Here is a 26158-nt window from a genome sequence, read left to right as displayed (position 1 = left end):
ACAACCGAAAGGAACCGTCATGACACTTCACCTGGACCGGAGGCATTTCCTGGGCCTGGCAGGCGTCACCGCCTCTGCCGCCGCCCTTGCAGCATGCGGCGGACCCTCAACAACGGGCGGCGGTCAGGCCACCTCGCAGGCGGCCGACATCGACTTCAACGGCGTGAAGCCGGCGGCCAAGATCGATTTCTGGTCCAGCCATCCCGGCCAGTCGCAGGACGTTGAGAAGAGCCTGATCGAAAGGTTCCAGGCCAAGAATCTGGGCATCAGCGTCAACCTGGTGACGGCGGGCGCCAATTATGAGGAAATCGCCCAGAAGTTCCAGACGGCGCAGGCTGCAAAGTCCGGCCTTCCGGCCGTCGTGGTCCTCTCGGATGTGTGGTGGTTCCGCTACTACACCAACGGCAGCATCATTCCCGTGGACAGCCTCACCAAGCAGCTGGACATGAAGATGGACGACTTCCAGCAGTCGTTGATCAACGACTACAAGTACGACGGCAAACAGTGGGCCGTGCCCTATGGCCGCTCAACCCCGTTGTTCTACTTCAACAAGGACCACTTCGCCGCAGCCGGACTGCCGGACCGGGCCCCCAAGACCTGGGATGAGTTCGGGCAGTGGGCGCCGAAGCTGAAGGCGGCATCGGGCGCCCAGTACGCCTACATCTACCCGGCCCTGGCAGGATACGCGGGCTGGACGCTGCAGAACATGCTGTGGGGCTGGGGCGGTGGCTGGTCCAAGGAGTGGGACATCATCTGCGACTCCACCGAATCCGTGGCAGCACTGCAGTGGGCCCAGGACTCGATCTACAAGGACAAGTGGGCCGGCGTCTCCTCCAAGGAAGCCGCGGACGACTTCTCCGCCGGATTGACCTCGGCCACCATCGCCTCCACGGGCTCCCTGCTCGGAATCCTGAAGTCGGCCAAGTTCAACGTGGGCGTTGGATTCCTGCCAGGCGGCCCCAAGGCGGCCACCAACGTCTGCCCCACGGGCGGCGCAGGCCTGGGGATCCCCAGCGGGATCAGCAAGGAGGAACAACTTGCCGCGGGAATGTTCCTCGACTTCGTGACCCAGCCCGAAAGCACTGCCGAGTTCTCGGCCGCTACCGGCTACATGCCCACCCGGAAGTCCGCCGACATGAAGGCGGTCCTGGCCAAAACGCCCCAGATCCAGACCGCCGTGGACCAGCTCGCCGTGACCAAGGTGCAGGACAACGCCCGCGTGTTCCTGCCCGGGGCGGACCAGGAGATGGCCAAGGCTGCCGCGAAGATCCTCACGCAGCAAGGCGACGTGAAGTCCACCATGACGGAGCTTAAGGCAACCCTGGAAGGCATCTACACCAAGGACGTGAAGCCCAAGCTGAAGGCATAGGACTTCCGCCGCGGGGGCGCCTTGGGCCGCTGCGCTGGATTAACCTATCGATAAACAATAGAATCTCCCTGATATTCGATAAGGGAGATTAACGTGGGAAAACTGACTGTCCTTGCGCTGCGCATCGTCATTGCGCTGGTCCTTGCGGGCTCGCTATTCGTGCAGGTGTGGATGGTGCCGCTGCTGTCCGCGGACCTTCAGGCGGCCGGAGCCCCTGACGGGCCGCGGGTTGCCCTGCTCGTCATCGTGGTCCTCGGCATCGCGTGCGTGCAGGTCACTGCCCTCTGCGTGTGGCGGCTGCTGACCATGGTGCGCCGCGGAACAGTGTTCTCCAACGCGGCGTTCCGCTTCGTGGACATCATCTTCGGGGCAATCGCCGCGGCGGCCCTCCTGGTGTTCGGCGTCGCCGTGCTCCTGGCACCGGGAGATGTCGCCCCGGGCGTAGTCCTGCTGATCTGCGGCGCGGCGCTCATGGTCGGCGGGGTGGCCCTGCTCGTCCTGGTGCTGCGCACGCTCCTGGCCCAGGCCGTGGCCCGCGATGCGGAGGCCAAGCACCTGCGCTCAGAACTCGATGAGGTCATCTGATGCCCATCGTCGTGGACATCGACGTCATGCTGGCCAAACGGAAGATGCCTGTGGGAGCGCTGGCCGAGCGCATCGGGATCACCCCGGCCAACCTGGCCGTACTCAAGAACGGCCGGGCCAAGGCCGTGCGGTTCACCACCCTTGAAGCATTGTGCGAGGTGTTGGAGTGCCAGCCGGGAGACCTGCTGCGGTGGGAACCGGACGGCACTGGGGCCGGAGGTTGAGCTTGTCGAAACCCCGCCAGATTTCGACAAGCTCAATCACCGCACCCTACGGAATCGGCACGGGGGTGACGCCGAGGGGAACAAGGTGCTCCGCACCGCCGTCGGGCGCCGAGAGCACCCAGATGCCCTTGTCGTGGACCGCGACGGAATGCTCCCACTGGCAGGAGCGCTTTCCATCCGTGGTCACCACGGTCCAGTCATCCTCAAGAACGGCGGTCTCGATGCCGCCGCGGACCAACATGGGTTCAATGGCCAGGCAGAGGCCCGGCTTGATCTTGGGACCGCGGTGGTTGGTGCGGTAGTTCAGGACATCCGGTGCCATATGCATCTCGGAGCCGATTCCGTGCCCAACATAGTCCTCAAGGATGCCCAGCGGCTTCCCGGGGACCGACGATACGTAGTCGTCGATGGCGGCTCCGATGTCCCCCACGTGGGAGCCGGTGGCCAACGCCGCGATCCCCCGCCACATCGCCGCCTGCGTGACGTCGGAGAGCCGCTGGTCCTCCGGGTCGGCAGTACCAACAATGACGGTCCGCGCCGAGTCCGAGTGCCACCCGTTGACGATCGCACCGCCGTCGATGGAGATGATGTCGCCGTCCTGCAGGACCCTGCCGCCGGGGATGCCGTGCACCACCTCGTCGTTCACGGACGTGCAGATGGTGGCCGGGAAGCCGTGGTAGCCAAGGAAGTTGGACTTTGCGCCGGCCTCGCTGAGTACCGCGGCGAAAACGTCATCCAGGTGCTTGGTGGTCACGCCGGGGACTGCCGCAGCCACGGCGGCGTCCAGGGCCCGGCTCAGGACCAGGCCGGCCTCGTGCATGGTGCGCATCTGGGCGTTGTTCTTGAATTCGATGCGGGGCTGGCCGAAGGCCATGGTGTTTCCTTTCAAATGGCTGAGGCTCCTCCCGGGGTGCCGGGAGGAGCCTCGAATAACCAGTGGCCTGAATCAGGCCGCCTGTGCGGCCTTGATGGCCTGCATGACGCGGTCGGTCACTTCGTCGATGGGGCCGATGCCGTCAACCTGGGTGAGGATGCGGCGCTCAGCGTACTTCGCCACCACGGCTTCGGTCTGCTCGTGGTAGAGGTCAAGGCGGTGGCGGATGACGGCTTCGTTGTCGTCGCTCCGGCCCGTTTCCTTGGCCCGGCCCAGGAGGCGGTGCACCAGTTCCTCGTCGTCCGCGGTGAGCTGCAGGACGACGTCGAGCTTCTCCTCGTTCGTGGCGAGGATCTCGTCAAGGTAGTCCACCTGGGCGGTGGTGCGGGGGTAGCCGTCCAGCAAGAAGCCGGATTCGACGTCGGACTCACTGAGGCGGTCGCGGACCATCTTGTTGGTCACGCTGTCCGGAACGAAATCTCCGTTGTCCATGTACTTCTTGGCCTCGATGCCAAGGGGCGTTTCGCCTTTTACATTGGCACGGAAGATGTCGCCGGTGGAGATTGCCACAACGCCGAGGCGCTCCGAAATCCGCTCAGCCTGCGTTCCTTTTCCGGAACCGGGAGGTCCAATAATCAGCATTCTCGTCATCGCAAAAGCCCTTCGTAGTGACGTTGTTGTAGCTGCGCATCAATCTGCTTCACGGTCTCCAGGCCAACGCCCACCATGATCAGGATCGAGGTGCCACCGAACGGGAAGTTCTGGTTGGCATTGATCAGGACCAGGGCGACCAGCGGGATCAGTGCCACGAAGCCCAGGTACAGGGCGCCGGGCAGGGTGATCCTGGAGAGGACGTACTGCAGATAATCAGCCGTCGGCTTGCCAGCCCGGATGCCCGGGATGAAGCCGCCGTACTTCTTCATGTTGTCCGAGACCTCTTCAGGGTTGAAGGTGATCGCGACGTAGAAGTAGGTAAAGAACACGATCAGGGCGAAGTAGAGCGCCATGTAGATCGGGTGGTCGCCACGGGTCAGGTTGTTGTTGATCCATTCAACCCACGGCTGGAGTTGCTCGCCCTGCTTCGGCTGGTTGAACTGCGAGATCAGGCCGGGCAGGTAAAGCATGGAGGAAGCGAAGATTACCGGGATAACACCGGCCATGTTCACCTTGATGGGAATGTAGGTGCTGGTGCCGCCAACGGTCCGGCGTCCGATCATCCGCTTGGCGTACTGGACCGGAACGCGGCGCTGGGACTGTTCAACGAAGACCACCAGGGCCACGGTCAGCAGGCCGACGGCCAGGACGATGAAGAAGGTTCCCGGGCCCTGCGACGTCCAGATGGCGCCAAGGGAGGTGGGGAACGTTGCCGCGATGGACGTGAAGATCAGGAGGGACATGCCGTTGCCGACGCCCTTTTCCGTGACGAGCTCGCCCATCCACATGATCAGGCCGGTGCCGGCCGTGAGCGTGATGATGATCAGGATGGTGGTGATGATGCTTTCATCCGGGATGATCGGCAGCGCACACCCGGGCAGAAGCTGGCCGGAGCGGGCCAGGGACACCAGGGTGGTGGCGTTGAGCAGGCCCAGGGCGATGGTGAGGTACCGGGTGTACTGGGTCAGCTTGGACTGACCCGACGCGCCCTCTTCGTACAGCTGCTGGAACCGGGGAATGACCACCCGGAGGAGCTGCACAATAATGCTGGCCGTAATGTACGGCATGATGCCTAGGGCGAAGATGGACACCTGCAGCAGGGCACCGCCGCTGAACAGGTTCACGAGCTGGTACAGCCCACCTGCCGTCTGTCCGTTCTGCAAGCATTGCTGGACATTCTGGTAGTTCACACCAGGCGAGGGAATGAAGGCACCCAAGCGGAAGATGGTGATGATTCCCAGCGTGAACAACAACTTGCGTCGCAGATCAGGCGTGCGAAAGGCCCGGCCAAATGCGCTAAGCAAGCGTCCTCCTGTGGTGTGAAGAAGAGTGTGTGATGGGGATCTATGAATCCCAACAACCGAGTCTAACGGGTGTATGCGCCATGCGAACAATCCGAGGTACCGCGACTGCGCCGGATGGCACAGCAAATGCGCCTAGTGGAACGGTTGGGCGGATGAAAAAACTCCCGGTGACCAGGGCCAGGGCCCCGGTCTCCGGGAGTTCAACTACAGGCTCGCGCCCCACCGTCCCTAGAGGGCGGTGGTGCTTCCGCCGGCAGCAGCGATCTTTTCTGCGGCGCTGGCCGAGAATGCGTGGACGGTGACGTCAACCTTGACGGTGATGTCGCCGGTGCCCAGCACCTTGACGGGCTGGTTCTTGCGAACGGCACCCTTTTCGACCAGGTTCTCCACGGTGACAGCGCCACCTTCGGGGAACAGCTCGTTGAGCTTGTCCAGGTTTACAACCTGGAACTCAACGCGGAACGGGTTCTTGAAGCCGCGCAGCTTGGGCAGGCGCATGTGCAGCGGCAGCTGGCCGCCGGCAAAGCCAGCCTTTACCTGGTAGCGGGCCTTCGTACCCTTGGTACCGCGACCGGCGGTCTTACCCTTGGAGGCCTCGCCACGACCCACGCGGGTCTTGGCGGTCTTGGCACCCTGGGCGGGACGCAGGTGGTGAACCTTCAGGGCGTTCTGCTTCTCAGCAGCCTGACCCTGTTCAGCAGTCTTCTCTGCCATTTACTTCGCCTCCTCAACGTTCACGAGGTGCGGAACCGTGTTGAGCATGCCCACGGTCACGGCGTCGGCGGAACGGACAACGGTGTGTCCGATGCGCTTCAGGCCGAGGGACCGCAGGGTCTCGCGCTGGTTCTGCTTGACGCCAATGACGCCCTTGATCTGGGTGATTTCCAACTTTGCGTCGGAGGGAACCAGGTTCTTAGCCATGGTTACACACCTGCCTTCGGAGCCAGGAGAGCCTTCACCAGTGCGGCCGGAGCAACTTCGTCCAGCGGCAGGTTGCGGCGTGCTGCCACAGCTGCCGGCTCTTCGAGGCGCTTCAGGGCATCAACGGTCGCGTGAACGATGTTGATGGCGTTGGAGGAACCGAGCGACTTGGAGAGGATGTCGTGGATACCCACGCACTCCAGTACTGCACGGACCGGGCCACCGGCGATAACACCGGTACCGGCGGAAGCCGGACGCAGCATAACGACGCCCGCAGCAGCTTCACCCTGCACGCGGTGCGGGATGGTGTTGCCGACGCGCGGTACGCGGAAGAAGGACTTCTTGGCTTCTTCAACGCCCTTGGCGATAGCTGCGGGAACTTCCTTGGCCTTGCCGTAGCCGACGCCAACCATGCCGTTACCGTCACCAACGACGACGAGTGCGGTGAAGCTGAAGCGACGACCACCCTTGACGACCTTGGAAACGCGGTTGATGGTGACAACGCGCTCTACGAACTGGTTCTTTTCGGCGTCACGGCCGCCATCGCGGCCGCCACGGCCACCGCGGTCGCCACGGCCCTGGCCACGGTCGCCACGCTCACCGCGACGGGCGCCACCACGGCGATCGTCGGTGGCGGGGGCAGTGGTCTCAGCAGCTGCGGCCTCGGGTGCCTTCTGATCTGCAGACACAGTGTCCTTTTCGTTGTTTGCTTCGGTCACAGTGACAGCCCACCTTCGCGAGCACCGTCAGCGACGGCTGCGATGCGGCCGTGGTACTTGTTACCACCACGGTCGAACACAACAGCCTCGACGCCGGCAGCCTTGGCACGCTCGGCAACGAGCTCGCCAACGCGCTTGGCCTTGGCAGTCTTGTCACCGTCGAATGCACGGAGGTCGGCTTCCAGGGTGGACGCGCTTGCTACGGTCTGGCCAATGGTGTCATCGACAACCTGGACAAATACGTGGCGTGCGGAGCGGTTGACCACCAAGCGGGGGCGGACAGCCGTACCGGAAATGCGCTTGCGGATACGAAGCTGGCGGCGGCTGCGACCAGCAGCCTTGCTCTTGTTCGTACGCTTCTTGTTAATGGCGATGGCCATGGTTACTTACCAGCCTTTCCGACCTTGCGGCGGATGACTTCGCCGGCGTAACGGATGCCCTTGCCCTTGTACGGGTCAGGCTTCCGCAGCTTGCGAATGTTGGCAGCAACCTCGCCGACCTGCTGCTTGTTGATGCCTGAGACAGAGAGCTTGGTCGGTCCCTCTACTGCAAAGGTGATGCCGTCAGGAGCCGAAACGCTGACCGGGTGGCTGTAGCCGAGGGCAAACTCAAGGTCAGAGCCCTTGGCCTGCACGCGGTAACCGGTGCCAACGATTTCGAGCTTCTTCTCGTAGCCTGCGGTAACACCCTGGATCATGTTGGCGATCAGGGTGCGGGTCAGGCCGTGGAGTGAACGGGAGGCGCGCTCGTCGTTCGGGCGGGTGACGGTCAGGGTGGCGTCGTCAAGTGCAACCTCGATCGGGCTGGCCACAGTGTGGCTCAGCTCGCCCTTGGAACCCTTGACGCTGACGACAGAGCCGTCAACCTTGACCTCAACGCCGGCAGGAACGGTGATGGGGAGACGTCCAATACGTGACATTATTCTCTTCCTTTCCCGTTACCAGACGTACGCGAGGACTTCGCCGCCCACGCCCTTCTTGCCGGCCTGCTTATCAGTCAGGAGGCCGGAAGAGGTGGACAGGATTGCGATACCCAGGCCACCCAGCACGTGCGGCAGGTTGGTGGACTTCGCGTAAACGCGGAGACCCGGCTTGGAGATGCGGCGGACGCCAGCGATGGAACGCTCGCGGTTCGGACCGAACTTCAGGTCGAGGGTCAGCTTCTTGCCAACCTCGGCGTCTTCTTCCTTCCAGCCGGCGATGAAACCTTCGGCCTTGAGGATGTCAGCAACGCGAGCCTTCAGCTTGCTGTAAGGCATAGACACGGAGTCGTGGTATGCCGAGTTTGCGTTACGCAGGCGCGTAAGCATGTCTGCGACAGGATCTGTCATTGTCATTTGGGCTCTTGCCCTTCCTCGTAACGGTTTCCGCCGCAGGCTTCAGGAAGCTGTGCGGCCGGACCTTTTACGTAGCTAATTAAGCTTCGGTCTTGAACGGGAAACCAAGCGCCTTAAGCAGCGCGCGGCCTTCGTCATCGGTCTTGGCGGTGGTGACGACCGTGATATCCATACCGCGTACGCGGTCGATCTTGTCCTGGTCGATTTCGTGGAACATAACCTGCTCGGTCAGACCGAAGGTGTAGTTGCCGTTGCCGTCGAACTGCTTGCCGCTGAGGCCGCGGAAGTCGCGGATACGGGGCAGGGCCAGCGAAACGAGGCGGTCCACGAATTCCCACATGCGGTCGCCACGCAGGGTTGCGTGTGCACCGATGGGCATGCCTTCGCGCAGCTTGAACTGTGCGATCGACTTGCGGGCCTTGGTAACCTGCGGCTTCTGGCCGGTGATCTGGGTGAGGTCGCGGACAGCGCCGTCGATCAGCTTGGAGTCCTTGGCGGCATCTCCAACACCCATGTTCACAACAACCTTCACCAGGCGGGGCACCTGGTTCACGTTCTCGTACTTGAATTCATCCTGGAGCGTTGCCTTGATGGATTCTGCGTACTTGGTCTTCAGACGAGGAACGATCTTCGTTGCCGGAGTCTCGAGAGTCTCAGTCATTAGATGTCCTTCCCGGAGCTCTTGGACACGCGGATACGGACGGTCTTCTTGACACCGTTCTTCTCCACAGTGTCGAGGCGGAAGCCCACACGGGTCGGCTTCTTGGTCGACGGGTCAACCAGGGCCACGTTGGAAATGTGGATCGGGGCCTCTACAACCTCGATGCCGCCGGTCTTGGTGCCGCGCTGCGACTGTCCAACACGGGTGTGCTTGGTGACGCGGTTGATACCCTCAACCAGCACGCGGTTGGTGTCGGTGAAGACGCGCAGAACCTTGCCCTGCTTGCCGCGGTCGCCGCCGCGCTCAGCCTTGGCGCCAGTGATGACCTGAACCAGGTCACCCTTCTTGATCTTTGCAGCCATGGACTAGAGCACCTCCGGAGCCAGAGAAACGATCTTCATGAACTTCTTGTCACGGAGTTCACGACCAACCGGTCCGAAGATACGGGTACCGCGGGGGTCACCGTCGTTCTTCAGGATCACAGCTGCGTTCTCGTCAAACTTGATGTAGGAACCATCCGCACGGCGGCGTTCCTTCTTCGTACGGACGATGACTGCCTTGACAACATCGCCCTTCTTTACGTTGCCGCCCGGGATTGCATCCTTGACGGTGGCGACGATGACGTCGCCGATGCCTGCGTAGCGACGGCCGGATCCACCGAGAACGCGAATGGTAAGGATTTCCTTAGCACCCGTGTTGTCGGCGACCTTCAGTCGCGACTCCTGCTGAATCACTATTTACTCCTTGCGTCGCGCCGGTTCTCAGGCCGTGGTCTAGCTACGGAATGAGCCTTGCGGAACGGTTGATCGGGGTGTCTCTTGACCCGCCTGGATTTTGCCAGACCAGGCCTAAACGCCTGTGCCAGAAGCAGTTGCTCCCATCCAATCCGGGACGGATCCCGGGCGCACAGGGGCACTGTGCTGTGGCACGCTTGTTTACGAGGTTGATGACGGCGCACAAAAGGCGCCATACAAACTCAATATCCTAGCATGCTTTTCGCCAGTTCCCATATCACCAGTATGTCCTGCCCCGCAAGCAGGGCGGGACGTACGACGACGTCACGCAGGGCAGCCGTTCGCCCCACCCAGGGTGCCGCTCCCCCGCGTGGCCGGCCCGCCGCCGTCGTCCCTCACCTGTTGATTAAACGAGGAAGCCCCCGTTCCCGGAAAGGGAACAGGGGCTTCCAGCCAGCAGCAGGTGCTACTTGGCCTTTTCGAGGATTTCCACGAGCCGCCAGTTCTTGGTGGCGGACAGCGGACGGGTCTCGGCGATGACAACGAGGTCGCCGATGCCGGCGGTGTTCTCTTCGTCGTGTGCCTTGACCTTGGAGGTGCGGCGGATGACCTTGCCGTACAGTGCGTGCTTTACGCGGTCTTCAACCTCGACAACGATGGTCTTTTCCATCTTGTCGGAGACCACGTAGCCGCGACGGGTCTTGCGGTAACCGCGCTGCTCAGCCGTGGCTGCAGTAGCAGATTCGGTCACGTTCTGGTCCTTTTCACTCACTTGGCGTCCTCCTCGGACTCAGCCGTTTCAGCCTTCTCGGCCTTCTTGGTTGCAGCCTTCTTGGACTTCTTTTCTTCCTTGGCTTCCACAACCGGTGCGGCAACCTCGGCACGAATGCCCAGCTCGCGTTCGCGGAGAACGGTATAGATGCGTGCAATGTCCTTCTTTACTGCACGCAGGCGACCGTGGTTCTCCAGCTGACCGGTGGCGGACTGGAAACGCAGGTTGAACAGCTCTTCCTTAGCCTTACGGAGTTCTTCTACGAGACGCTCGTTGTCGAAACCGTCCAGCTGCGCGGGAGCCAGATCCTTGGATCCTACTGCCATTTCTACTCACCACCTTCGCGACGCACAATGCGTGCCTTCAACGGCAGCTTGTGGATTGCCAGGCGCAGTGCCTCGCGAGCTACCTCTTCATTGACACCGGAGAGTTCGAACAGAACCCGTCCCGGCTTGACGTTGGCGACCCACCATTCCGGTGAACCCTTACCGGAACCCATGCGGGTTTCGGCAGGCTTCTTGGTCAGCGGACGGTCCGGGTAGATGTTGATCCAGACCTTACCGCCACGCTTGATGTGGCGGGTCATCGCAATACGGGCAGATTCGATCTGACGGTTGGTGACGTATGCCGGGCTCAGAGCCTGGATACCCCACTCGCCGAACGAGACCTCGGTGCCGCCCGTAGCAGCGCCGGAACGACCCGGGTGGTGCTGCTTACGGTGCTTGACTCGACGTGGGATAAGCATTTAAGCCTGTCCTCCTTCTGCTGCTGCAGGTGCAGCCTCAACTGCCGGAGCCTCTGCAGCAGGAGCTGCGTCAGCGGCCGGGCGGTCGTTGCGACGACGGCGGTCACCACGGTCAGCGCCACCCGGACGTCCGCCACGGTCGGAGCGGGGTCCGCGGGACGGTGCCGAAGCAGCCTGTGCGGCCAGTTCCTTGGCGGTGACGTCGCCCTTGTAGATCCAGACCTTCACGCCGATGCGGCCGAAGGTGGTCTTGGCTTCGTAGAAGCCGTAGTCGATGTTCGCGCGGAGGGTGTGCAGGGGCACACGGCCTTCGCGGTAGAACTCAGAGCGGGACATTTCAGCGCCACCCAGACGGCCCGAGCAAGCGATACGGATACCCTTGGCACCGGCACGCTGTGCGGACTGCATGGCCTTCTTCATCGCGCGGCGGAAAGCCACACGCGAGGTCAGCTGCTCTGCAACACCCTGGGCAACCAGCTGTGCTTCCATCTCGGGGTTCTTGACCTCGAGGATGTTCAGCTGGACCTGCTTGCCGGTGAGCTTTTCGAGCTCGCCGCGGATGCGGTCTGCTTCTGCTCCACGGCGGCCGATGACGATGCCCGGGCGGGCCGTGTGGATGTCCACGCGGACACGGTCACGGGTGCGCTCGATTTCGACCTTGGCGATGCCGGCGCGCTCCATGCCCGTGGACATGAGCTGGCGGATGCGGATGTCTTCGCGAACGAAGTCCTTGTACCGCTGTCCGGACTTGGTGCTGTCAGCGAACCAGTGCGATACGTGATCGGTGGTGATGCCGAGTCGGAACCCGTGCGGGTTTACTTTCTGTCCCACTTAGCGAGCCTCCTCTTTCTCCGGGGTAGCGACTACCACGGTGATGTGGCTGGTGCGCTTCTTGATCTGAAATGCACGACCCTGGGCACGCGGCTGGAACCGCTTCATGGTCGGGCCTTCATCAACAAACGCTTCGCTGATGATGAGGTCGCCTTCGTCAAACGCAACGCCGTCGCGGTCTGCGAGGACCCGGGCGTTGGAGATTGCCGACTGAACTACCTTGAATACCGGCTCCGAAGCTGCCTGGGGGGCAAACTTCAGAATTGCCAGAGCCTCATTCGCTTGCAAACCACGAACAAGGTTGACGACGCGCCGGGCCTTCATAGGCGTTACGCGGATGTGGCGCGCAATTGCCTTGGCTTCCATTGCTTTCCTTCTCTCGTCTTTGACGTAAGTGCAGGCGCCTAGCGGCGCTTGCCCTTACGGTCGTCCTTGACATGGCCGCGGAATGTCCGCGTGGGAGCGAATTCGCCGAGCTTGTGCCCGACCATCGACTCAGTGACAAACACCGGGATGTGCTTGCGTCCGTCGTGTACGGCGATCGTGTGTCCGAGCATGTCGGGGATGATCATCGAACGGCGGGACCAGGTCTTGATGACGTTCTTGGTGCCCTTTTCGTTTTCCCTGGCTACCTTCACAAAGAGGTGCTGGTCAACGAAAGGACCTTTTTTCAGGCTGCGTGGCATGTTTCCAGGCTCCTATCGCTTGTTCTTGCCAGTACGACGGCGACGAACAATAAGCTTGTCGCTCTCTTTGTTGGGGCGGCGCGTGCGGCCTTCACGCTGACCGTTCGGGTTGACGGGGTTACGTCCACCGGACGTCTTACCCTCGCCACCACCGTGCGGGTGGTCAACCGGGTTCATGGCTACACCACGGACGGTCGGGCGGACGCCCTTCCAGCGCATGCGGCCGGCCTTGCCCCAGTTGATGTTCGACTGCTCGGCGTTGCCGACCTCGCCGACGGTTGCGCGGCAGCGCACGTCAACGTTGCGGATTTCACCGGAGGGCAGTCGCAGCTGGGCGAAACGGCCTTCCCTGGCAACGAGCTGGATGGATGCACCGGCGGAGCGGCCCATCTTGGCACCGCCGCCCGGGCGCAGCTCCACTGCGTGCACAACGGTACCCACGGGGATGTTGCGCAGGGGCAGGTTGTTGCCCGGCTTGATGTCAGCGTTGGGGCCGGCCTCTACGAAGTCGCCCTGGGACAGCTTGTTCGGGGCGATGATGTAGCGCTTGGTGCCATCAACGTAGTGCAGGAGGGCGATGCGAGCCGTACGGTTCGGATCGTACTCAATTTCAGCAACGCGGGCGTCAACGCCGTCCTTGTCGTGGCGACGGAAGTCGATCAGACGGTACTGGCGCTTGTGTCCGCCACCCTTGTGGCGGGTGGTGATCTTACCGGTGTTGTTACGGCCGCCCTTTTTGGGCAGCGGACGTACCAACGACTTTTCCGGCGTCGACCGCGTGATTTCGGTGAAGTCCGCTACGCTCGAGCCACGACGGCCCGGGGTAGTCGGCTTGTATTTACGGATTCCCATAATTTATTTCCTCGTTAAAGTGGTCTCCGCTACGCGAGCGGACCGCCGAAGATGTCGATGGTGCCTTCTTTGAGGGTGACAATCGCACGCTTGGTGTTCTTGCGGGTACCCCATCCGAATTTGGTGCGCTTGCGCTTACCGGCACGGTTGATGGTGTTGATCGATTCGACCTTGACGGAGAAAATCTTCTCCACGGCCAGCTTGATCTCGGTCTTGTTCGAACGGGGGTCCACCAGGAAGGTGTACTTGCCCTCGTCGATCAGGCCGTAGCTCTTTTCCGACACGACGGGTGCAAGCACGACGTCGCGGGGATCCTTGATGGTGGCTGCACTCACTTGGCATCCTCCTCGTTCTTAGCTGCCTTAGCGGCAACGAATGCTTCGTAAGCAGCCTTGGTGAAGACAACGTCATCAGAGACGAGAACGTCGTAGGTGTTCAGCTGGTCTGCGTACAGAACGTGGACACCGGCGAGGTTGCGCACGGACAGTGCAGCAACATCGTTGGCGCGCTCGATGACGACCAGCAGGTTCTTGCGGTCGGAAACGCCGCGCAGCGTTGCCAGTGCAGTCTTGGCGGAGGGCTTGGTGCCTTCAACCAGGTCGGCGACAACGTGGATGCGTCCGTTGCGGGCCCGGTCAGACAGTGCGCCGCGCAGTGCAGCAGCAATCATCTTCTTGGGGGTCCGCTGGCTGTAGTCACGCGGGGTGGGACCGTGGACAATGCCACCGCCGGTCATGTGCGGAGCACGGATTGAACCCTGGCGGGCGCGGCCGGTGCCCTTCTGCTTGAACGGCTTGCGTCCTGCACCGGAAACTTCAGCGCGGGTCTTGGTCTTGTGGGTACCCTGGCGAGCAGCAGCGAGCTGGGCAACGACAACCTGGTGCAGCAGCGGCACGTTGGTCTGGACGTCGAAGATCTCGGCAGGCAGGTCAACCTGGACAGTGTTAGCCATTGAACTAGGCTCCCTTCACGGCGGTACGTACGAAGACGACCTGGCCGCGGGCGCCGGGGACGGCACCCTTGATCAGGAGCAGCGACTTCTCGGCGTCAACCGCGTGGACCGTGAGGTTCAGCGTGGTGTGACGCACGGCGCCCATGCGGCCGGCCATTTTCATGCCCTTGAAGACGCGGCTCGGGGTGGATGCGCCACCGATTGAACCGGGCTTACGGTGGTTCTTGTGGGCACCGTGGGAAGCTCCAACGCCGTGGAAGCCGTGACGCTTCATAACACCGGCGAAGCCCTTACCCTTGGTGGTGCCGATGACGTCGATCTTCTGGCCGGCAGCGAACAGCTCAACGGAGAGCTCCTGGCCCAGCTCGTACTCGGCAGCATCTGCGGTACGGAGTTCGACGACGTGGCGGCGAGGCGTGACGCCTGCCTTTTCAAAGTGACCAGCCAGCGGCTTGGTGACCTTGCGGGGATCGATCTGGCCGTAGCCGATCTGAACGGCGACGTAGCCATCGACCTCTGCGTTGCGCAGCTGGGTGATGACGTTCGAGTCTGCCTGGACCACAGTGACGGGGATGAGCTTGTTGTTCTCGTCCCAGACCTGGGTCATGCCGAGCTTCGTGCCCAGCAGGCCCTTTACGTTACGGGTTGCGGTCATAGTTTCTCAGCACCTCCCTACAGCTTGATTTCGATGTTCACGTCGGCCGGCAGGTCGAGGCGCATGAGCGAGTCGACAGCCTTGGGCGTGGGATCGATGATGTCGATAAGACGCTTGTGCGTGCGCATTTCAAAGTGCTCGCGGCTGTCTTTGTACTTGTGCGGAGAGCGGATAACGCAGTACACGTTCTTCTCCGTGGGCAGCGGCACGGGGCCAACTACCGTTGCGCCTGCGCGCGTGACCGTCTCAACGATCTTCCGTGCTGAAACGTCAATGACCTCGTGGTCGTATGACTTCAGCCGGATGCGGATTTTTTGTCCCGCCATGTCGCCTGACTCTCTTTCAGTCTGTGCTTCCCCGGGTTAGGGCTGCCCTGTTCACTTACCTGTTGTATGGCTGCCGAAGCAATTGAGGTCGTAACCACCATCCGCCGCACAAACTGAATCCGGATAAATCCGGGTTCCTCACCTTGCCGGCGCAACCGACCCCCGCGGTCGGGCGTGTCGCGCTGTACACGCAAACAAATCCGCATTTTCCATTGGGGTGGGTTATGTTTGGGCTTCCACTTGGACCCTGACACCCGGCATTATCCGGATCGGGACACGAAGAAGCGCTTGAACAACTCATCTAGTATGCCGGATATCTGCGGCATACGCCAATCGCCTGCATCGGCCCGCGCGCTGCGTCTGTCGGGGATCATTCCAGACTGTTGCCCACCCACCCATTGCCCCGGTTGCCCGGCGAATGGATGATGGGGACATGACGCTGGAAAGCACCGAATCCGTCACTGAACTGGCCAGCCGCATGCCGCCGTCGTTCACCCTTGGCGTGGCTGCGGCAGCCTTCCAGATCGAAGGCGCGCTGGCCGACGGCGGCCGGGGCCCCTCAGGCTGGGACGCCTTTGCCCAAAAGCCCGGCGCCATCGTTGACGGCCACTCCCCCGCCGTCGCGTGCGACCACTACAACCGTCTGCCCGAGGACGTCACGCTGCTGAAGGAGCTCGGTGTCGACTCCTACCGGTTCTCCCTCGCCTGGCCCCGCATCCAACCCGATGGCCGCGGCAGGCTCAATCCGGAGGGACTCGACTTCTACGACCGGCTGATCGATCAGCTGCTGGAAGCCGGGATCGCCCCAATGGCCACCCTGTACCACTGGGACACCCCGCTGCCGCTGGAACACCGCGGCGGCTGGCTCTCCAGGGAAACCGCGGAACGCTTTGGCGAGTACGCAGCTGCCGCCGGGGAACAGTACGGCGACCGCGTCTCGCAGTGGGTCACGCTCAACGAGCCGGTCTCCGTGACGCTCAACGGCTACGCCCTCGGCGTCCATGCTCCTGGCAAGGCCCTGATGTTCGATGCGCTCCCCTCCATCCACCACCAACTCCTGGCCCACGGGCTGGGCGTCCAGGCACTCCGCGCGGCGGGCGTCCGGGGCGGAATCGGTGTCACTAACCTGCACGCGCCCATCCGGCCGGCGTCCCGCAAGGTCGGAGACCGTGTGGTGGCGCACCTGTACGACCTCTTAATGAACAGGATCTACGCAGACCCGGTGCTGCTGGGCCGCTACCCCAGCCTTCCGGTCTATGCCCGGCCGTGGCTGCGCTCGATCGGGCGCATCTCCGATTCCGACCTGCGCACCATCCATCAGCCACTCGATTTCTACGGGCTGAACTATTACTTCCCGGTCAAAGTGGCCATGGGGCGGGGTGTCACCTCAATTCCCGCGGACATGCACAAAGCCGTGGCCCGGCTGCCGTTCCATGAGGTGGGCTACCCGGAGTTCAGCAATACGGGCTTCGGCTGGCCTGTGGCCCCCGGGCACCTGGGTGTCCTGCTGCAGGAACTGAGGGACCGGTACGGTGCGGCCCTCCCGCCGGTTTACATCACGGAAGGCGGAGCCAGCTTCCCCGAACCGGACACGGTTTCCGGAACCCTGCAGGACAGCGAGCGTGTCAGTTACCTGGCCTCGCACCTGGGCGCCGCCCTCGAAGCGACGGCCCCGGGCGGGATTGCCGCGGGAGTGGACCTGCGCGGCTATTTCGTCTGGACCCTCATGGACAACTTCGAGTGGGCCGCCGGCTACTCACAGCGGTTCGGCCTGGTCCACGTCGACTTCAGCAACCAGGAGCGTACACCCAAGCAATCGTTCTACTGGTACCAGGCCCTCTCCCGGGCCCGCAGGGTACAGTCCCCCGGTTAGTCGGCCGGTCCGCCGGGCGAACCGTTCTGCAGCGCGGAAGTCCTGCCGGGACCGGTTACTGGTTCTTGTTGGCCCTGTTGATCCGCTTTGCCCGGTCGATCTCGTGGCGGAAATGTTTCTTCGCCCAGAAGACTCCGGCCACCACGGCAGCGGCAACGATCAGGAAAATAAGCCATCCCATGATGAGCTCCTCTCAATGCTGCAACAGTATCAGGGCACCTTCCTGGCCGGAGCGTCGTTGCCTGCATCACTGCCCGCTTCAGAAGGTACTGGAGGCGCTGGCGGCCCTGAATTTCGAGCGTTCTCCGCGGGCTCCGCACCGGTGCTTCGGTTCAGCCGCCATACGGCAAAAGCAATAAGGCCGACGGCGATGAGCGCCAGGAGTACGAACGTGTACCCGCGCATCGCCCAAAGAATGCAGGCGGCAACACCGCCCGCGCCCCACCTGACGAAGATCTTCTCACCGGCGAGAAGCCCTCCGACGAGCAGTACAGCGAGCAGCACCAGGAGCCACAGCTGCTGCCCGGCAGTGCCCCCGAACACGGTTCCGGCCCCCGTCAGGGTAAGCAGGACGGCTGCCGCCACGGTGATCCCGCGCCCGGCCTTGGGCTGTCCGGCGCGGTAGCGAAGAAACGCAAGTGCCGCCCCCAGCACCACGTACCACTGCGCTGCCCAGAAGGGATCCGGCAAACCGGAGCTGAAACTCCGGCGGCCGTCCAGTTCAAAAATCGCCGCGCGTTGCACTCCGGCCATCACCACCACAGCACCTGCCTCGGAAACTACCCGGCGCAGTTCCGCAGGGGCTTCCGCGATGCAGATACCTGCCGCAACCGCCAGAGCGGTGGCGGCAACCCAGGCCGTAGCGTCCGCGGGGAGCCCCACAACCGTGGCCAGGATGAGCCCGGCCAACGCGGCGCCGGCCAGGGACCATCTGCGCAGGGGGTCTGCTGCGAGCCTGGCGGACCTCGCCACGCGCAGGGCATAAAGGCCAACTCCCGCCACGCCGGCACCGAGCCAGGGTGCATAGGCCGCCCACGGATCAGGACTTCCGCCTGCCACCTCCCGGACCACCAGGAAGGTACCCACCAGGAAGGCGGCCGACGCCGGCGCGTACAGCACCGCAGACCGCTCAACGTGGGAAGCGCAGAAGAGGATAGCGGCAAGCACCAGGACAGCGAAGCCAGCGATCCACGCATCGGCCCGCGGAGCGAGTACCAGGGCACTGAGGCTATACCCCAGTGCGGCAGCCAGCCACAGCCAGTGCTCAGTTCCGGAGGGAACCGGCATCCGCCGGGACCACAACGCTCCAGCCGCTGCAGCTGCAAGCGCCAACGCCAGCAGGAGAAGTGCCACTCCGGTATAACCCAGCACAGCGGACGCTGCAGGCGCTACAAGCGGGCTCAGTGCCAGCGCGCCGCCCAGTATGGCAAAGGCTGCGAAGTAGAGTGCACCGCGCGCCGCGAACAGGGTTCTGGCAACGATGCCCGAAACAAGAACCAGCCCCAACTCCACCAGGAGGATCCAGCGTTCGTTGCCGGTGCCGGCTGCTCCGTAACTGCCAAAGTAGGCCAGTGGAAGGGCAGCCTGGCCTGCGAGGGTGATCCACACCGCCGCCTGCTGGAAGGGAACCGTCTGGAGGCGGGAGCGCATCAGCCACCGCACAGCGTGCTGCGCGGCAAGAACGCCGGCAAAGGTCAGCGACACAACGTCCGGGGAGGCCGATACGTCGTAGCTGAGGACCACGGCCAGGGCCGCGGTGAGCACCCTCGCTGCAATAAAGTAGCAGCCCTTCTCCACAGCCCGGGCAGCTGCTGCCACCATCACCGCGGCGAAGGCAGCAAAGATGCCCAGCAACACCTCGACCAGGCTGAGGTTGCCAACGGACAGCCCCATCAGAACGAGCAATGACGCTGGCGCGAACAACCCCGAGCCCTTTTGCCCGAGCAGCAACAGCCCGGCAGCAGCAGACGACAGCGCAGCAACCCCCGGGATGACCAGATGCTGCCAGCTCCCCTCCGTCAACGGCCACAGCATTGTGCACCCGATGAGCTGTACCGCCAGAACCACACCCGCATCCACGGCCGCGCCACGCGGAGAACGCCCAAGCCGGAACGACACCAGCACCACGGCCATCTGGATGGCCAACACCGCAACCAGCACCGTGGCGGGGTCAACAGCTTCGCCGCCTATAAGTGGCGCGCCCGCGGAGCCTACCAGCCTGTCAAACAGCGTCAGCGCCAGCAATGTGGCGGCGATGCGGCAAAGCCACCAATATCCCCAACGGTGCAGCCGGGCCCGCAGCCGGATCCCTGTGACGGCGAGGTATGCCACCAGCACAGCAAGTGCGATGTTCCCTGCATCCGGCGTAATCCACCTGAAAGCGAACTCCACCATCACGCTTGCCAGCACCAGCGGCACCACTTCCCCTGCGCGAGGGCTCCAGGCGGGCTCCCCGTCCGGCCGCGGTACCAGCAGCAGGCCCACGGCTACGGCTGCGCCGAGCTGCAGCAGAATCCCGTTCCACGTCAGCGATTGTCCCTGCGACGCGTCCACGGCGGCGAGAACAGCCACCCCCACCGCCCCCAGAACAGAGAAGCCAATCAGCGTAGCTTGGGGTGCAAATTCCCTGCGGCTCCAGCGCTGCAGGCACGCGGACAGCAACTGCTGTGCCACGGCTACTGCCACAACACTGAACCACACCGCCTGCCCCTGCACGCGCCCCTCCGTCAAGGCGGCCGTCACGGCGGGAACGGCAACCGTGCCTGCAATCCTGGTGTTGAAAAGAAGGATCTGGCGCTGCGTACCGCTTTCACGGAGTCCCCGCATCAGCCAGAACATCGCGGTGAGGAGCACCATAAGGGCGAACTCCCACTCCCCCATCACCCGGCTGACAACTCCCGCCAGGGCAATGCCGGCAAACGGCAGGAACTCCGCCGCCCGGCGCAGCCGAACCGCGATGGCAAAACTCGTCAGGAGCAGCAGCAGTACCGGCACCCACAGCGGAATGGCTCCGGTATCGGGCATCCACGCACCGGCAATACTGCTGAGCACAGTGCCGCCCGCAAAAGCGGCCGTCAACGCCCAGTGCACAAGGTGGGTCAGCATGACGTCAGCACGCCAACGAGGTGCCAATGCTTCGCTTGGGCGAAGACTGGCCGCGGTCGCAGCCGATGCTTTCTCTTCCCCCTTAGGCCGACGGGGAATGAGCCAGGCCTCCAGGCGGCCGCCGCCCACGGCGACGCCGATGGCCTGCACGGCAAGCAGGGCACCGGCGGCCAGCAGGGCGCCCCTCGCGGAGTCGGTGAACTCCAGGACAGCCACCGCGCCGGCTACTGTCAGCGCAACACGGGCCGCATAGAAGTGGCGGAGCCTGAAGCTTGCTCCGGGTACGGCGGCCATGGTGGCGAAATATCCACCGCTGAGCCCGATGATCAGTGCGTACTCGGCCAGGCTGGTGCTCAGGAGGAAAGTTGCAGCCACGGCAACGGCCGGCACCACGACGGGATGGATAGTTACCAGCGGCCGCAGGAAAAGCGGGGGAAGCCAGCCCGGCCGGACCAGGCTCAGCAGGGTGAACAGGACTGCCAGGGCGATGAGCATTACGAAGTACCAGACAAGGGCGGCACCCAGGACCGCCATACCCGACCAAGCGGTGGATACGAGGAACGTCAGCGACAGATAGGCCAGCACTCGGCTTTCCAACCGAAGGGCGGCTGCAACGTAGGCGAGGGTGCCAATGAGCGAAGTGGCCAGCCAAGCCGCCGGCCCGTTTTGCCAGACAAAACTGTATAGGGCCAGGCCGACGACAGGGACAAGCGCCAGCCCGGTGCCAGCGAAGGCCACCGCGGCAGGCTTCAGGCGCGGGACGCGGTGGTGCAGGATGAATCCGGAACCGTAGAACAGGACAGCCACCGAGCAGACGCCTGCGAACCTCATCATCGGCGGAAGTGCCGTTCCCACAAACAGGGCCGCTGCGGCAACGAGCAGCAGGCTCGCCACATAGAGCGTGACGTTGATGTTCTGGCGGTCACGCCGCTCCCGGCGTGCTGCCACCTCTTCGGCAGATTCTGCCGGCCGGGACGGGCCATCAGCGTATCCGCGGTATGGAACCGGCTGGGTTGTGGGCTTTGGCAGTGGGGTCGCAGCGCTTCCCACGGGCATTGGCTGCGGACGTGCTGCAGGGCGGGTTGGCGGAACGGCAGCGGGCTGAGGCGCAGGAGCCTGCTGAGGTGCAGCAGCCGTAACCGTCGGCGGGGCGAACGTAGGCCGCGCCACTGAAGCCGGGGCCGGGGCATGCACCGGATCGGCCGGTGCAACTGAGGATGCTGTCGCCTGGCTGCCGGCTACCTTAGCCATGGCGTCCAGCCAGCCCTGAAGGTGACCGGCCCGGTAGCCTGCCTCGTACGAATCGTCCGGCATGAGATGGCCTTTCAAGAAGGAAGTGCAGGAGTTTCGCGATTTATCCATTGACTGGATTAACGGTAGCAAAAGAAGGCCCCGCTGCACACTGCAGCGGGGCCTTCTGTGGATTAGCGGGACAGAATCCCGGCTATCCGGTGATCAGCAAGAGTTACTTGATGATCTTGGTGACGCGTCCCGAACCAACGGTGCGGCCGCCTTCGCGGATAGCAAAGCCGAGGCCCTCTTCCATAGCGATCGGCTGGATGAGCGCAACGGTCATCTCAGTGTTGTCGCCGGGCATAACCATTTCCGTGCCCTCGGGCAGGGTGATAACGCCGGTAACGTCCGTCGTGCGGAAGTAGAACTGCGGGCGGTAGTTCGAGTAGAACGGGTTGTGGCGTCCGCCTTCGTCCTTGGACAGGATGTAGACGTTGGCCTCGAAGTCGGTGTGCGGGGTGATGGAACCCGGCTTGACGACAACCTGGCCACGCTCGACATCGTCGCGCTTCAGGCCACGGAGCAGCAGGCCACAGTTCTCGCCGGCCCATGCTTCGTCGAGCTGCTTGTGGAACATCTCGATACCGGTAACCGTGGTCTTCTGGACCGGGCGGATGCCAACGATCTCGACCTCGGAGTTGATGGCGAGGGTGCCACGCTCGGCGCGACCCGTAACAACGGTGCCACGGCCGGTGATGGTGAAGACGTCTTCAATCGGCATCAGGAACGGCTTGTCGCGGTCACGTACGGGGTCCGGAACGGACTCGTCGACAGCTGCCATCAGGTCCTCAACGGACTTGACCCAAACCGGGTCGCCTTCCAGGGCCTTGAGGCCGGAGACGCGAACAACCGGAGCCTCATCGCCATCGAAGCCCTGCGAGCTGAGCAGCTCACGAACTTCCATTTCGACGAGGTCGAGGAGCTCTTCGTCATCAACCATGTCGGACTTGTTCAGCGCGACCAGCAGGTAGGGAACACCAACCTGGCGGGCGAGCAGAACGTGCTCGCGGGTCTGAGCCATGGGGCCATCGGTAGCAGCAACCACGAGGATTGCGCCGTCCATCTGGGCAGCACCGGTGATCATGTTCTTGATGTAGTCAGCGTGACCGGGGGCGTCTACGTGTGCGTAGTGACGCTTCTCGGTCTGGTACTCCACGTGGGAGATGTTGATGGTAATACCGCGCTGACGCTCTTCGGGAGCAGAGTCGATAGACGCGAAGTCGCGCTTCTCGTTGAGATCCGGGTACTTGTCGTACAGCACCTTGGAAATGGCGGCCGTCAGCGTCGTCTTACCGTGGTCAACGTGACCGATGGTGCCGATGTTGACGTGCGGCTTAGTCCGCTCGAACTTTGCCTTTGCCACAGGTTCCTCCTAGAACGATTTCAAATGGCTTGCCCTTCAACCGCGCTTTTCGCGGCAGAAACTCAGGCAAGTCTACTTGGGGGCTTTGGATTGGTGAAATTGCAGATTCAGGAACTAATACTAATCCCCTGAGCCTGTTCGTGCAGATGGCCTGGAGCCGGCTTCACCGGGATGGGTCCCGCCGGCCCCGGCCACCTGCACCGGCTGCGCTGTCCGTTTCCGGCCGCGCACCCGAGGTATTCGCTTTAAGTGCCCTGTACGGACTACTCGCCGCGGCTCTTCTGGATGATCTCGTCGGCGACAGCCTTCGGGACCTCCGCGTAGCTGTTGAACGTCATGGAGTACACAGCGCGGCCCTGGGTCTTCGAACGCAGGTCACCGATGTAGCCGAACATGCCGGACAGCGGAACGTGCGCACGGATGACCTTGACGCCCTGTGCATCTTCCATGGACTGCATCTGGCCACGGCGGGAGTTGATGTCGCCGATAACTTCACCCATGTATTCCTCAGGGGTGCGGACTTCGACATCCATCAGCGGTTCGAGCAGGACAGGGTTCGCCTTGCGTGCGGCTTCCTTGAAAGCCATACGGCCGGCGATCTTGAACGCCATTTCCGAGGAGTCAACATCGTGGTACGCGCCGTCAACCAGCGTGGCCTTGATGCCCACAACCGGGTAACCGGCCAGGACGCCGTCGTTCAGTGCATCCTGGATACCAGCGTCGACAGACGGGATGTATTCGCGCGGAACGCGGCCACCGGTGACCTTGTTCTCAAACTCGTACAGCTCGCCCTCGGCAGTGTCCAGCGGTTCGATCGCAATCTGGATCTTTGCGAACTGGCCCGAACCACCGGTCTGCTTCTTGTGCGTGTAGTCGTGGCGTTCGACGGCGCGCTTGATGGTTTCGCGGTAGGCAACCTGGGGCTTACCCACGTTTGCCTCGACCTTGAATTCGCGGCGCATGCGGTCCACCAGGATGTCCAGGTGGAGCTCGCCCATGCCGGCGATGATGGTCTGGCCGGTGTCTTCGTTGAGGGACACCTGGAAGGTGGGGTCCTCAGCGGAGAGCTTCTGGATGGCCGTGGAGAGCTTCTCCTGGTCACCCTTGGTGTTCGGCTCGATGGCAACCGAGATCACGGGCTCCGGGAAGCTCATGGACTCAAGCACGATCTGGTTTGCAGAGTCGCACAGGGTGTCGCCCGTGGTGGTGTCCTTGAGGCCGATGGCAGCGTAGATGTGGCCGGCGGTGGCGCCCTCAACGGGCATCTCCTTGTTGGCGTGCATCTGGAACAGCTTGCCGATGCGCTCTTTCTTGCCCTTGGTGGAGTTGACCACCTGGGCGCCTGCTTCCACGTGACCGGAGTACACGCGGATGAAGGTGAGCTGGCCGAAGAACGGGTGCGCGGCGATCTTGAAGGCCAGTGCGGAGAAAGGCTCGTCAGCGGAAGGTGCGCGGGTCAGTTCCTTCTCTTCGTCGCGGGGGTCGTGACCGACCATCGGCGGGACGTCGAGCGGGTTCGGCAGGTAGTCGACAACTGCATCGAGCATCGGCTGAACGCCACGGTTCTTGAACGCGGAGCCACAGAAGATCGGGTAGAGCTCGGAGTTGATCGTCATCTTGCGGATGCCGGCCTTGAGCTCGTCTACGGTGAGTTCTTCGCCTTCAAGGTACTTCTCCATGAGTTCCTCGGAGGACTCTGCAACGGTCTCAACGAGCGCTGCGCGGTACTCTTCAGCCTTTTCCTGGAGGTCAGCCGGGATCTCGCGGATCTCGTACTTGGCACCCATGGTGACGTCACCCTTGGCATCGCCGGGCCAGACCAGGGAGCGCATGTAGAGCAGGTCCACGACGCCGATGAAGTCGTTCTCAGCACCAATGGGCAGCTGCATGACCAGCGGCTTGGCGCCGAGGCGGCTGATGATGGTGTCCACGGTGAAGTAGAAATCAGCACCCAGCTTGTCCATCTTGTTGACGAAGCAGATACGCGGGACGTTGTACTTGTCAGCCTGGCGCCACACGGTCTCGGACTGCGGCTCAACGCCTTCCTTGCCGTCGAAGACAGCAACGGCACCGTCGAGGACGCGCAGGGAGCGCTCAACCTCAACAGTGAAGTCCACGTGGCCGGGGGTGTCGATGATGTTGATCTGGTTGTTTTCCCAGAAGCAGGTCACGGCGGCCGACGTGATCGTGATGCCGCGTTCCTTTTCCTGTTCCATCCAGTCAGTGGTCGAAGCGCCGTCGTGCGTTTCGCCAATCTTGTGGTTCACACCCGTGTAGAACAGGATGCGCTCGGTGGTGGTGGTCTTGCCGGCATCAATGTGGGCCATGATGCCGATGTTGCGGACCTTACTAAGGTCGGTAAGCACGTCCTGTGCCACGGGGTCTCCTTTTGGGATGGACTACACGTTCGCCGCCGGCTCGGTTGAGCCGGCGGCGTCCGGGGAGTATTACCAGCGGTAGTGTGCGAAGGCCTTGTTGGACTCGGCCATCTTGTGGGTGTCTTCGCGACGCTTCACAGCGGCACCGAGACCGTTGGACGCATCCAGGATTTCGTTCTGGAGACGCTCGGTCATCGTCTTTTCGCGGCGGGCCTTGGAGTAGCCAACCAGCCACCGCAGGGCAAGTGCGGTGGAGCGGCCCGGCTTGACCTCAACCGGAACCTGGTAGGTGGCGCCGCCAACGCGGCGTGAGCGGACCTCAAGCGAGGGCTTGACGTTGTCCATGGCCTTCTTCAGTGCTGCCACGGGGTCGCCGCCGGACTTGGCGCGTGCACCTTCGAGGGCACCGTAGACAATGCGCTCTGCCGTGGACTTCTTGCCGTCAACGAGCACCTTGTTGATGAGCTGGGTTACCAGCGGGGAGCCGTAAACGGGATCCTGTACGAGCGGCCGCTTGGGGGCCGGACCCTTGCGAGGCATATTACTTCTTCTCCATCTTTGCGCCGTAGCGGCTGCGGGCCTGCTTACGGTTCTTCACACCCTGGGTATCGAGGGCGCCACGGACGATCTTGTAGCGGACACCCGGGAGGTCCTTCACACGACCACCGCGAACGAGCACAATGGAGTGCTCCTGCAGGTTGTGGCCAACACCGGGGATGTAAGCGGTAACTTCAACGCCACCGTTGAGGCGCACACGTGCAACCTTACGCAGAGCCGAGTTCGGCTTCTTGGGGGTGGTGGTGTAGACGCGGGTGCAAACACCGCGGCGCATCGGGCTGCCGTTCAGGGCAGGAGCCTTGGTCTTTTTGACCTTCGGCGTGCGGCCCTTGCGGACCAGCTGGTTAATCGTAGGCACTCTCGTGTTCTCCGTTGGTTTGATCTCTAC

Annotated in this window: 33 protein-coding genes; 4 read left to right on the top strand and 29 right to left on the bottom strand. The window is 63.0% G+C overall.

From position 1 onward, the window contains the following. Nucleotides 1–19 precede the first annotated feature (19 nt). From UC32_RS02135 to UC32_RS02125, 3 genes are all read left to right on the top strand, one after another. Nucleotides 20–1369 (top strand): ABC transporter substrate-binding protein, encoded by a 1350-nt coding sequence (locus UC32_RS02135; RefSeq protein WP_045729583.1) that lies wholly within the window; start codon nucleotides 20–22, stop codon nucleotides 1367–1369. 93 nt (nucleotides 1370–1462) lie between these two features. Next, nucleotides 1463–1954 (top strand): DUF2975 domain-containing protein, encoded by a 492-nt coding sequence (locus UC32_RS02130; RefSeq protein ID WP_045729582.1) that lies wholly within the window; start codon nucleotides 1463–1465, stop codon nucleotides 1952–1954. Beyond that, on the top strand, nucleotides 1954–2178 hold the full coding sequence (locus UC32_RS02125) for a helix-turn-helix domain-containing protein (RefSeq protein WP_045729581.1): 225 nt from the start codon (nucleotides 1954–1956) through the stop codon (nucleotides 2176–2178). Before UC32_RS02130 ends, UC32_RS02125 begins: the two co-directional genes overlap by 1 nt. 46 nt (nucleotides 2179–2224) lie before the next feature. Here UC32_RS02125 and map read toward each other — a convergent pair whose 3' ends face one another. From map to rpsJ, 23 genes are all read right to left on the bottom strand, one after another. Next, nucleotides 2225–3052, bottom strand: coding sequence for a type I methionyl aminopeptidase (map, locus tag UC32_RS02120; RefSeq protein ID WP_045729580.1), 828 nt, complete (start codon nucleotides 3050–3052; stop codon nucleotides 2225–2227). Between the two features lie 72 nt (nucleotides 3053–3124). Beyond that, nucleotides 3125–3694 carry an adenylate kinase gene (locus UC32_RS02115; RefSeq protein ID WP_200896302.1) on the bottom strand — a complete coding sequence of 190 codons (570 nt, stop codon included), beginning with the start codon at nucleotides 3692–3694 and terminating at the stop codon, nucleotides 3125–3127. 5 nt (nucleotides 3695–3699) lie between these two features. Beyond that, nucleotides 3700–5010 carry a preprotein translocase subunit SecY gene (gene secY, locus UC32_RS02110; protein WP_045729578.1) on the bottom strand — a complete coding sequence of 437 codons (1311 nt, stop codon included), beginning with the start codon at nucleotides 5008–5010 and terminating at the stop codon, nucleotides 3700–3702. Nucleotides 5011–5238: 228 nt separating this feature from the next. After that, entirely contained in the window at nucleotides 5239–5724 is a 486-nt protein-coding gene (rplO, locus tag UC32_RS02105; protein WP_015937838.1) for a 50S ribosomal protein L15, read from the bottom strand. Next, on the bottom strand, nucleotides 5725–5931 hold the full coding sequence (gene rpmD / locus UC32_RS02100) for a 50S ribosomal protein L30 (protein WP_015937839.1): 207 nt from the start codon (nucleotides 5929–5931) through the stop codon (nucleotides 5725–5727). 2 nt (nucleotides 5932–5933) lie between these two features. Next, the gene (rpsE, locus tag UC32_RS02095) at nucleotides 5934–6650 is read right to left on the bottom strand and encodes a 30S ribosomal protein S5 (RefSeq protein ID WP_045729577.1); all 717 of its coding nucleotides are present in this window, start codon (nucleotides 6648–6650) and stop codon (nucleotides 5934–5936) included. Beyond that, the gene (rplR, locus tag UC32_RS02090; protein ID WP_015937841.1) at nucleotides 6647–7030 is read right to left on the bottom strand and encodes a 50S ribosomal protein L18; all 384 of its coding nucleotides are present in this window, start codon (nucleotides 7028–7030) and stop codon (nucleotides 6647–6649) included. The genes rpsE and rplR overlap by 4 nt, the downstream gene beginning before the upstream one ends. Before the next feature lie 2 nt (nucleotides 7031–7032). Beyond that, complete coding sequence (rplF, locus tag UC32_RS02085; protein ID WP_045729576.1) at nucleotides 7033–7569, bottom strand: 50S ribosomal protein L6; 537 nt, start codon at nucleotides 7567–7569, stop codon at nucleotides 7033–7035. Nucleotides 7570–7587: 18 nt separating this feature from the next. Next, a complete protein-coding gene (gene rpsH, locus UC32_RS02080; protein WP_015937843.1) occupies nucleotides 7588–7986 on the bottom strand; it encodes a 30S ribosomal protein S8 in 399 nt (132 codons plus the stop codon). A 79-nt stretch (nucleotides 7987–8065) separates the two neighbouring features. Beyond that, nucleotides 8066–8647 carry a 50S ribosomal protein L5 gene (gene rplE, locus UC32_RS02075; RefSeq protein ID WP_015937844.1) on the bottom strand — a complete coding sequence of 194 codons (582 nt, stop codon included), beginning with the start codon at nucleotides 8645–8647 and terminating at the stop codon, nucleotides 8066–8068. Further along, entirely contained in the window at nucleotides 8647–9009 is a 363-nt protein-coding gene (rplX, locus tag UC32_RS02070; RefSeq protein WP_015937845.1) for a 50S ribosomal protein L24, read from the bottom strand. Before rplX ends, rplE begins: the two co-directional genes overlap by 1 nt. Nucleotides 9010–9012: 3 nt before the next feature. Beyond that, complete coding sequence (rplN, locus tag UC32_RS02065; protein WP_003803789.1) at nucleotides 9013–9381, bottom strand: 50S ribosomal protein L14; 369 nt, start codon at nucleotides 9379–9381, stop codon at nucleotides 9013–9015. A gap of 466 nt (nucleotides 9382–9847) precedes the next feature. Continuing rightward, complete coding sequence (gene rpsQ / locus UC32_RS02060) at nucleotides 9848–10153, bottom strand: 30S ribosomal protein S17 (protein WP_015937846.1); 306 nt, start codon at nucleotides 10151–10153, stop codon at nucleotides 9848–9850. After that, nucleotides 10150–10479 carry a 50S ribosomal protein L29 gene (gene rpmC, locus UC32_RS21095; RefSeq protein ID WP_015937847.1) on the bottom strand — a complete coding sequence of 110 codons (330 nt, stop codon included), beginning with the start codon at nucleotides 10477–10479 and terminating at the stop codon, nucleotides 10150–10152. Before rpmC ends, rpsQ begins: the two co-directional genes overlap by 4 nt. A gap of 2 nt (nucleotides 10480–10481) precedes the next feature. Continuing rightward, nucleotides 10482–10898: a 50S ribosomal protein L16 gene (gene rplP / locus UC32_RS02050; protein WP_015937848.1), complete on the bottom strand. Its 417-nt coding sequence runs from the start codon at nucleotides 10896–10898 to the stop codon at nucleotides 10482–10484. After that, complete coding sequence (rpsC, locus tag UC32_RS02045) at nucleotides 10899–11729, bottom strand: 30S ribosomal protein S3 (protein ID WP_015937849.1); 831 nt, start codon at nucleotides 11727–11729, stop codon at nucleotides 10899–10901. After that, entirely contained in the window at nucleotides 11730–12095 is a 366-nt protein-coding gene (gene rplV, locus UC32_RS02040) for a 50S ribosomal protein L22 (protein WP_009358304.1), read from the bottom strand. It abuts the gene before it with no gap. Between the two features lie 38 nt (nucleotides 12096–12133). Continuing rightward, nucleotides 12134–12415 carry a 30S ribosomal protein S19 gene (rpsS, locus tag UC32_RS02035; RefSeq protein ID WP_003803803.1) on the bottom strand — a complete coding sequence of 94 codons (282 nt, stop codon included), beginning with the start codon at nucleotides 12413–12415 and terminating at the stop codon, nucleotides 12134–12136. A 12-nt stretch (nucleotides 12416–12427) separates the two neighbouring features. Further along, nucleotides 12428–13267 (bottom strand): 50S ribosomal protein L2, encoded by an 840-nt coding sequence (rplB, locus tag UC32_RS02030; protein ID WP_015937850.1) that lies wholly within the window; start codon nucleotides 13265–13267, stop codon nucleotides 12428–12430. A gap of 29 nt (nucleotides 13268–13296) precedes the next feature. After that, the gene (gene rplW, locus UC32_RS02025) at nucleotides 13297–13602 is read right to left on the bottom strand and encodes a 50S ribosomal protein L23 (RefSeq protein ID WP_011692807.1); all 306 of its coding nucleotides are present in this window, start codon (nucleotides 13600–13602) and stop codon (nucleotides 13297–13299) included. Further along, the gene (rplD, locus tag UC32_RS02020; protein ID WP_045729575.1) at nucleotides 13599–14219 is read right to left on the bottom strand and encodes a 50S ribosomal protein L4; all 621 of its coding nucleotides are present in this window, start codon (nucleotides 14217–14219) and stop codon (nucleotides 13599–13601) included. Before rplD ends, rplW begins: the two co-directional genes overlap by 4 nt. Before the next feature lie 4 nt (nucleotides 14220–14223). Continuing rightward, on the bottom strand, nucleotides 14224–14874 hold the full coding sequence (gene rplC / locus UC32_RS02015) for a 50S ribosomal protein L3 (protein WP_015937852.1): 651 nt from the start codon (nucleotides 14872–14874) through the stop codon (nucleotides 14224–14226). A gap of 17 nt (nucleotides 14875–14891) precedes the next feature. Further along, nucleotides 14892–15200, bottom strand: coding sequence for a 30S ribosomal protein S10 (gene rpsJ, locus UC32_RS02010; protein ID WP_003803825.1), 309 nt, complete (start codon nucleotides 15198–15200; stop codon nucleotides 14892–14894). A 433-nt stretch (nucleotides 15201–15633) separates the two neighbouring features. Between rpsJ and UC32_RS02005 the strand changes: the two genes are divergently transcribed. After that, nucleotides 15634–17073 (top strand): GH1 family beta-glucosidase, encoded by a 1440-nt coding sequence (locus tag UC32_RS02005; RefSeq protein WP_045729574.1) that lies wholly within the window; start codon nucleotides 15634–15636, stop codon nucleotides 17071–17073. A gap of 55 nt (nucleotides 17074–17128) precedes the next feature. Here the strand turns inward: UC32_RS02005 and UC32_RS21045 are convergent, their stop codons facing one another. The 6 genes from UC32_RS21045 to rpsL form a co-directional block, all read right to left on the bottom strand. Further along, entirely contained in the window at nucleotides 17129–17254 is a 126-nt protein-coding gene (locus tag UC32_RS21045) for a hypothetical protein (protein WP_261618682.1), read from the bottom strand. 29 nt (nucleotides 17255–17283) lie between these two features. Further along, complete coding sequence (locus UC32_RS02000) at nucleotides 17284–21126, bottom strand: hypothetical protein (RefSeq protein WP_235423564.1); 3843 nt, start codon at nucleotides 21124–21126, stop codon at nucleotides 17284–17286. A gap of 517 nt (nucleotides 21127–21643) precedes the next feature. After that, nucleotides 21644–22834 carry an elongation factor Tu gene (gene tuf / locus UC32_RS01995; protein ID WP_015937856.1) on the bottom strand — a complete coding sequence of 397 codons (1191 nt, stop codon included), beginning with the start codon at nucleotides 22832–22834 and terminating at the stop codon, nucleotides 21644–21646. Nucleotides 22835–23097: 263 nt separating this feature from the next. After that, nucleotides 23098–25212: an elongation factor G gene (gene fusA / locus UC32_RS01990; RefSeq protein WP_045729572.1), complete on the bottom strand. Its 2115-nt coding sequence runs from the start codon at nucleotides 25210–25212 to the stop codon at nucleotides 23098–23100. Nucleotides 25213–25281: 69 nt separating this feature from the next. After that, nucleotides 25282–25752: a 30S ribosomal protein S7 gene (gene rpsG / locus UC32_RS01985; RefSeq protein ID WP_013601837.1), complete on the bottom strand. Its 471-nt coding sequence runs from the start codon at nucleotides 25750–25752 to the stop codon at nucleotides 25282–25284. Between the two features lies 1 nt (nucleotide 25753). Beyond that, nucleotides 25754–26128: a 30S ribosomal protein S12 gene (gene rpsL / locus UC32_RS01980; protein WP_011692814.1), complete on the bottom strand. Its 375-nt coding sequence runs from the start codon at nucleotides 26126–26128 to the stop codon at nucleotides 25754–25756. Nucleotides 26129–26158: the final 30 nt, after the last annotated feature.

The sequence above is a fragment of the Pseudarthrobacter chlorophenolicus genome, assembly GCF_000962805.1.
Taxonomy (GTDB): domain Bacteria; phylum Actinomycetota; class Actinomycetes; order Actinomycetales; family Micrococcaceae; genus Arthrobacter; species Arthrobacter chlorophenolicus_A.
The sequence above is the reverse complement of the archived record's forward strand: the minus strand, read 5'-3'. Positions and strand labels throughout refer to the sequence as shown.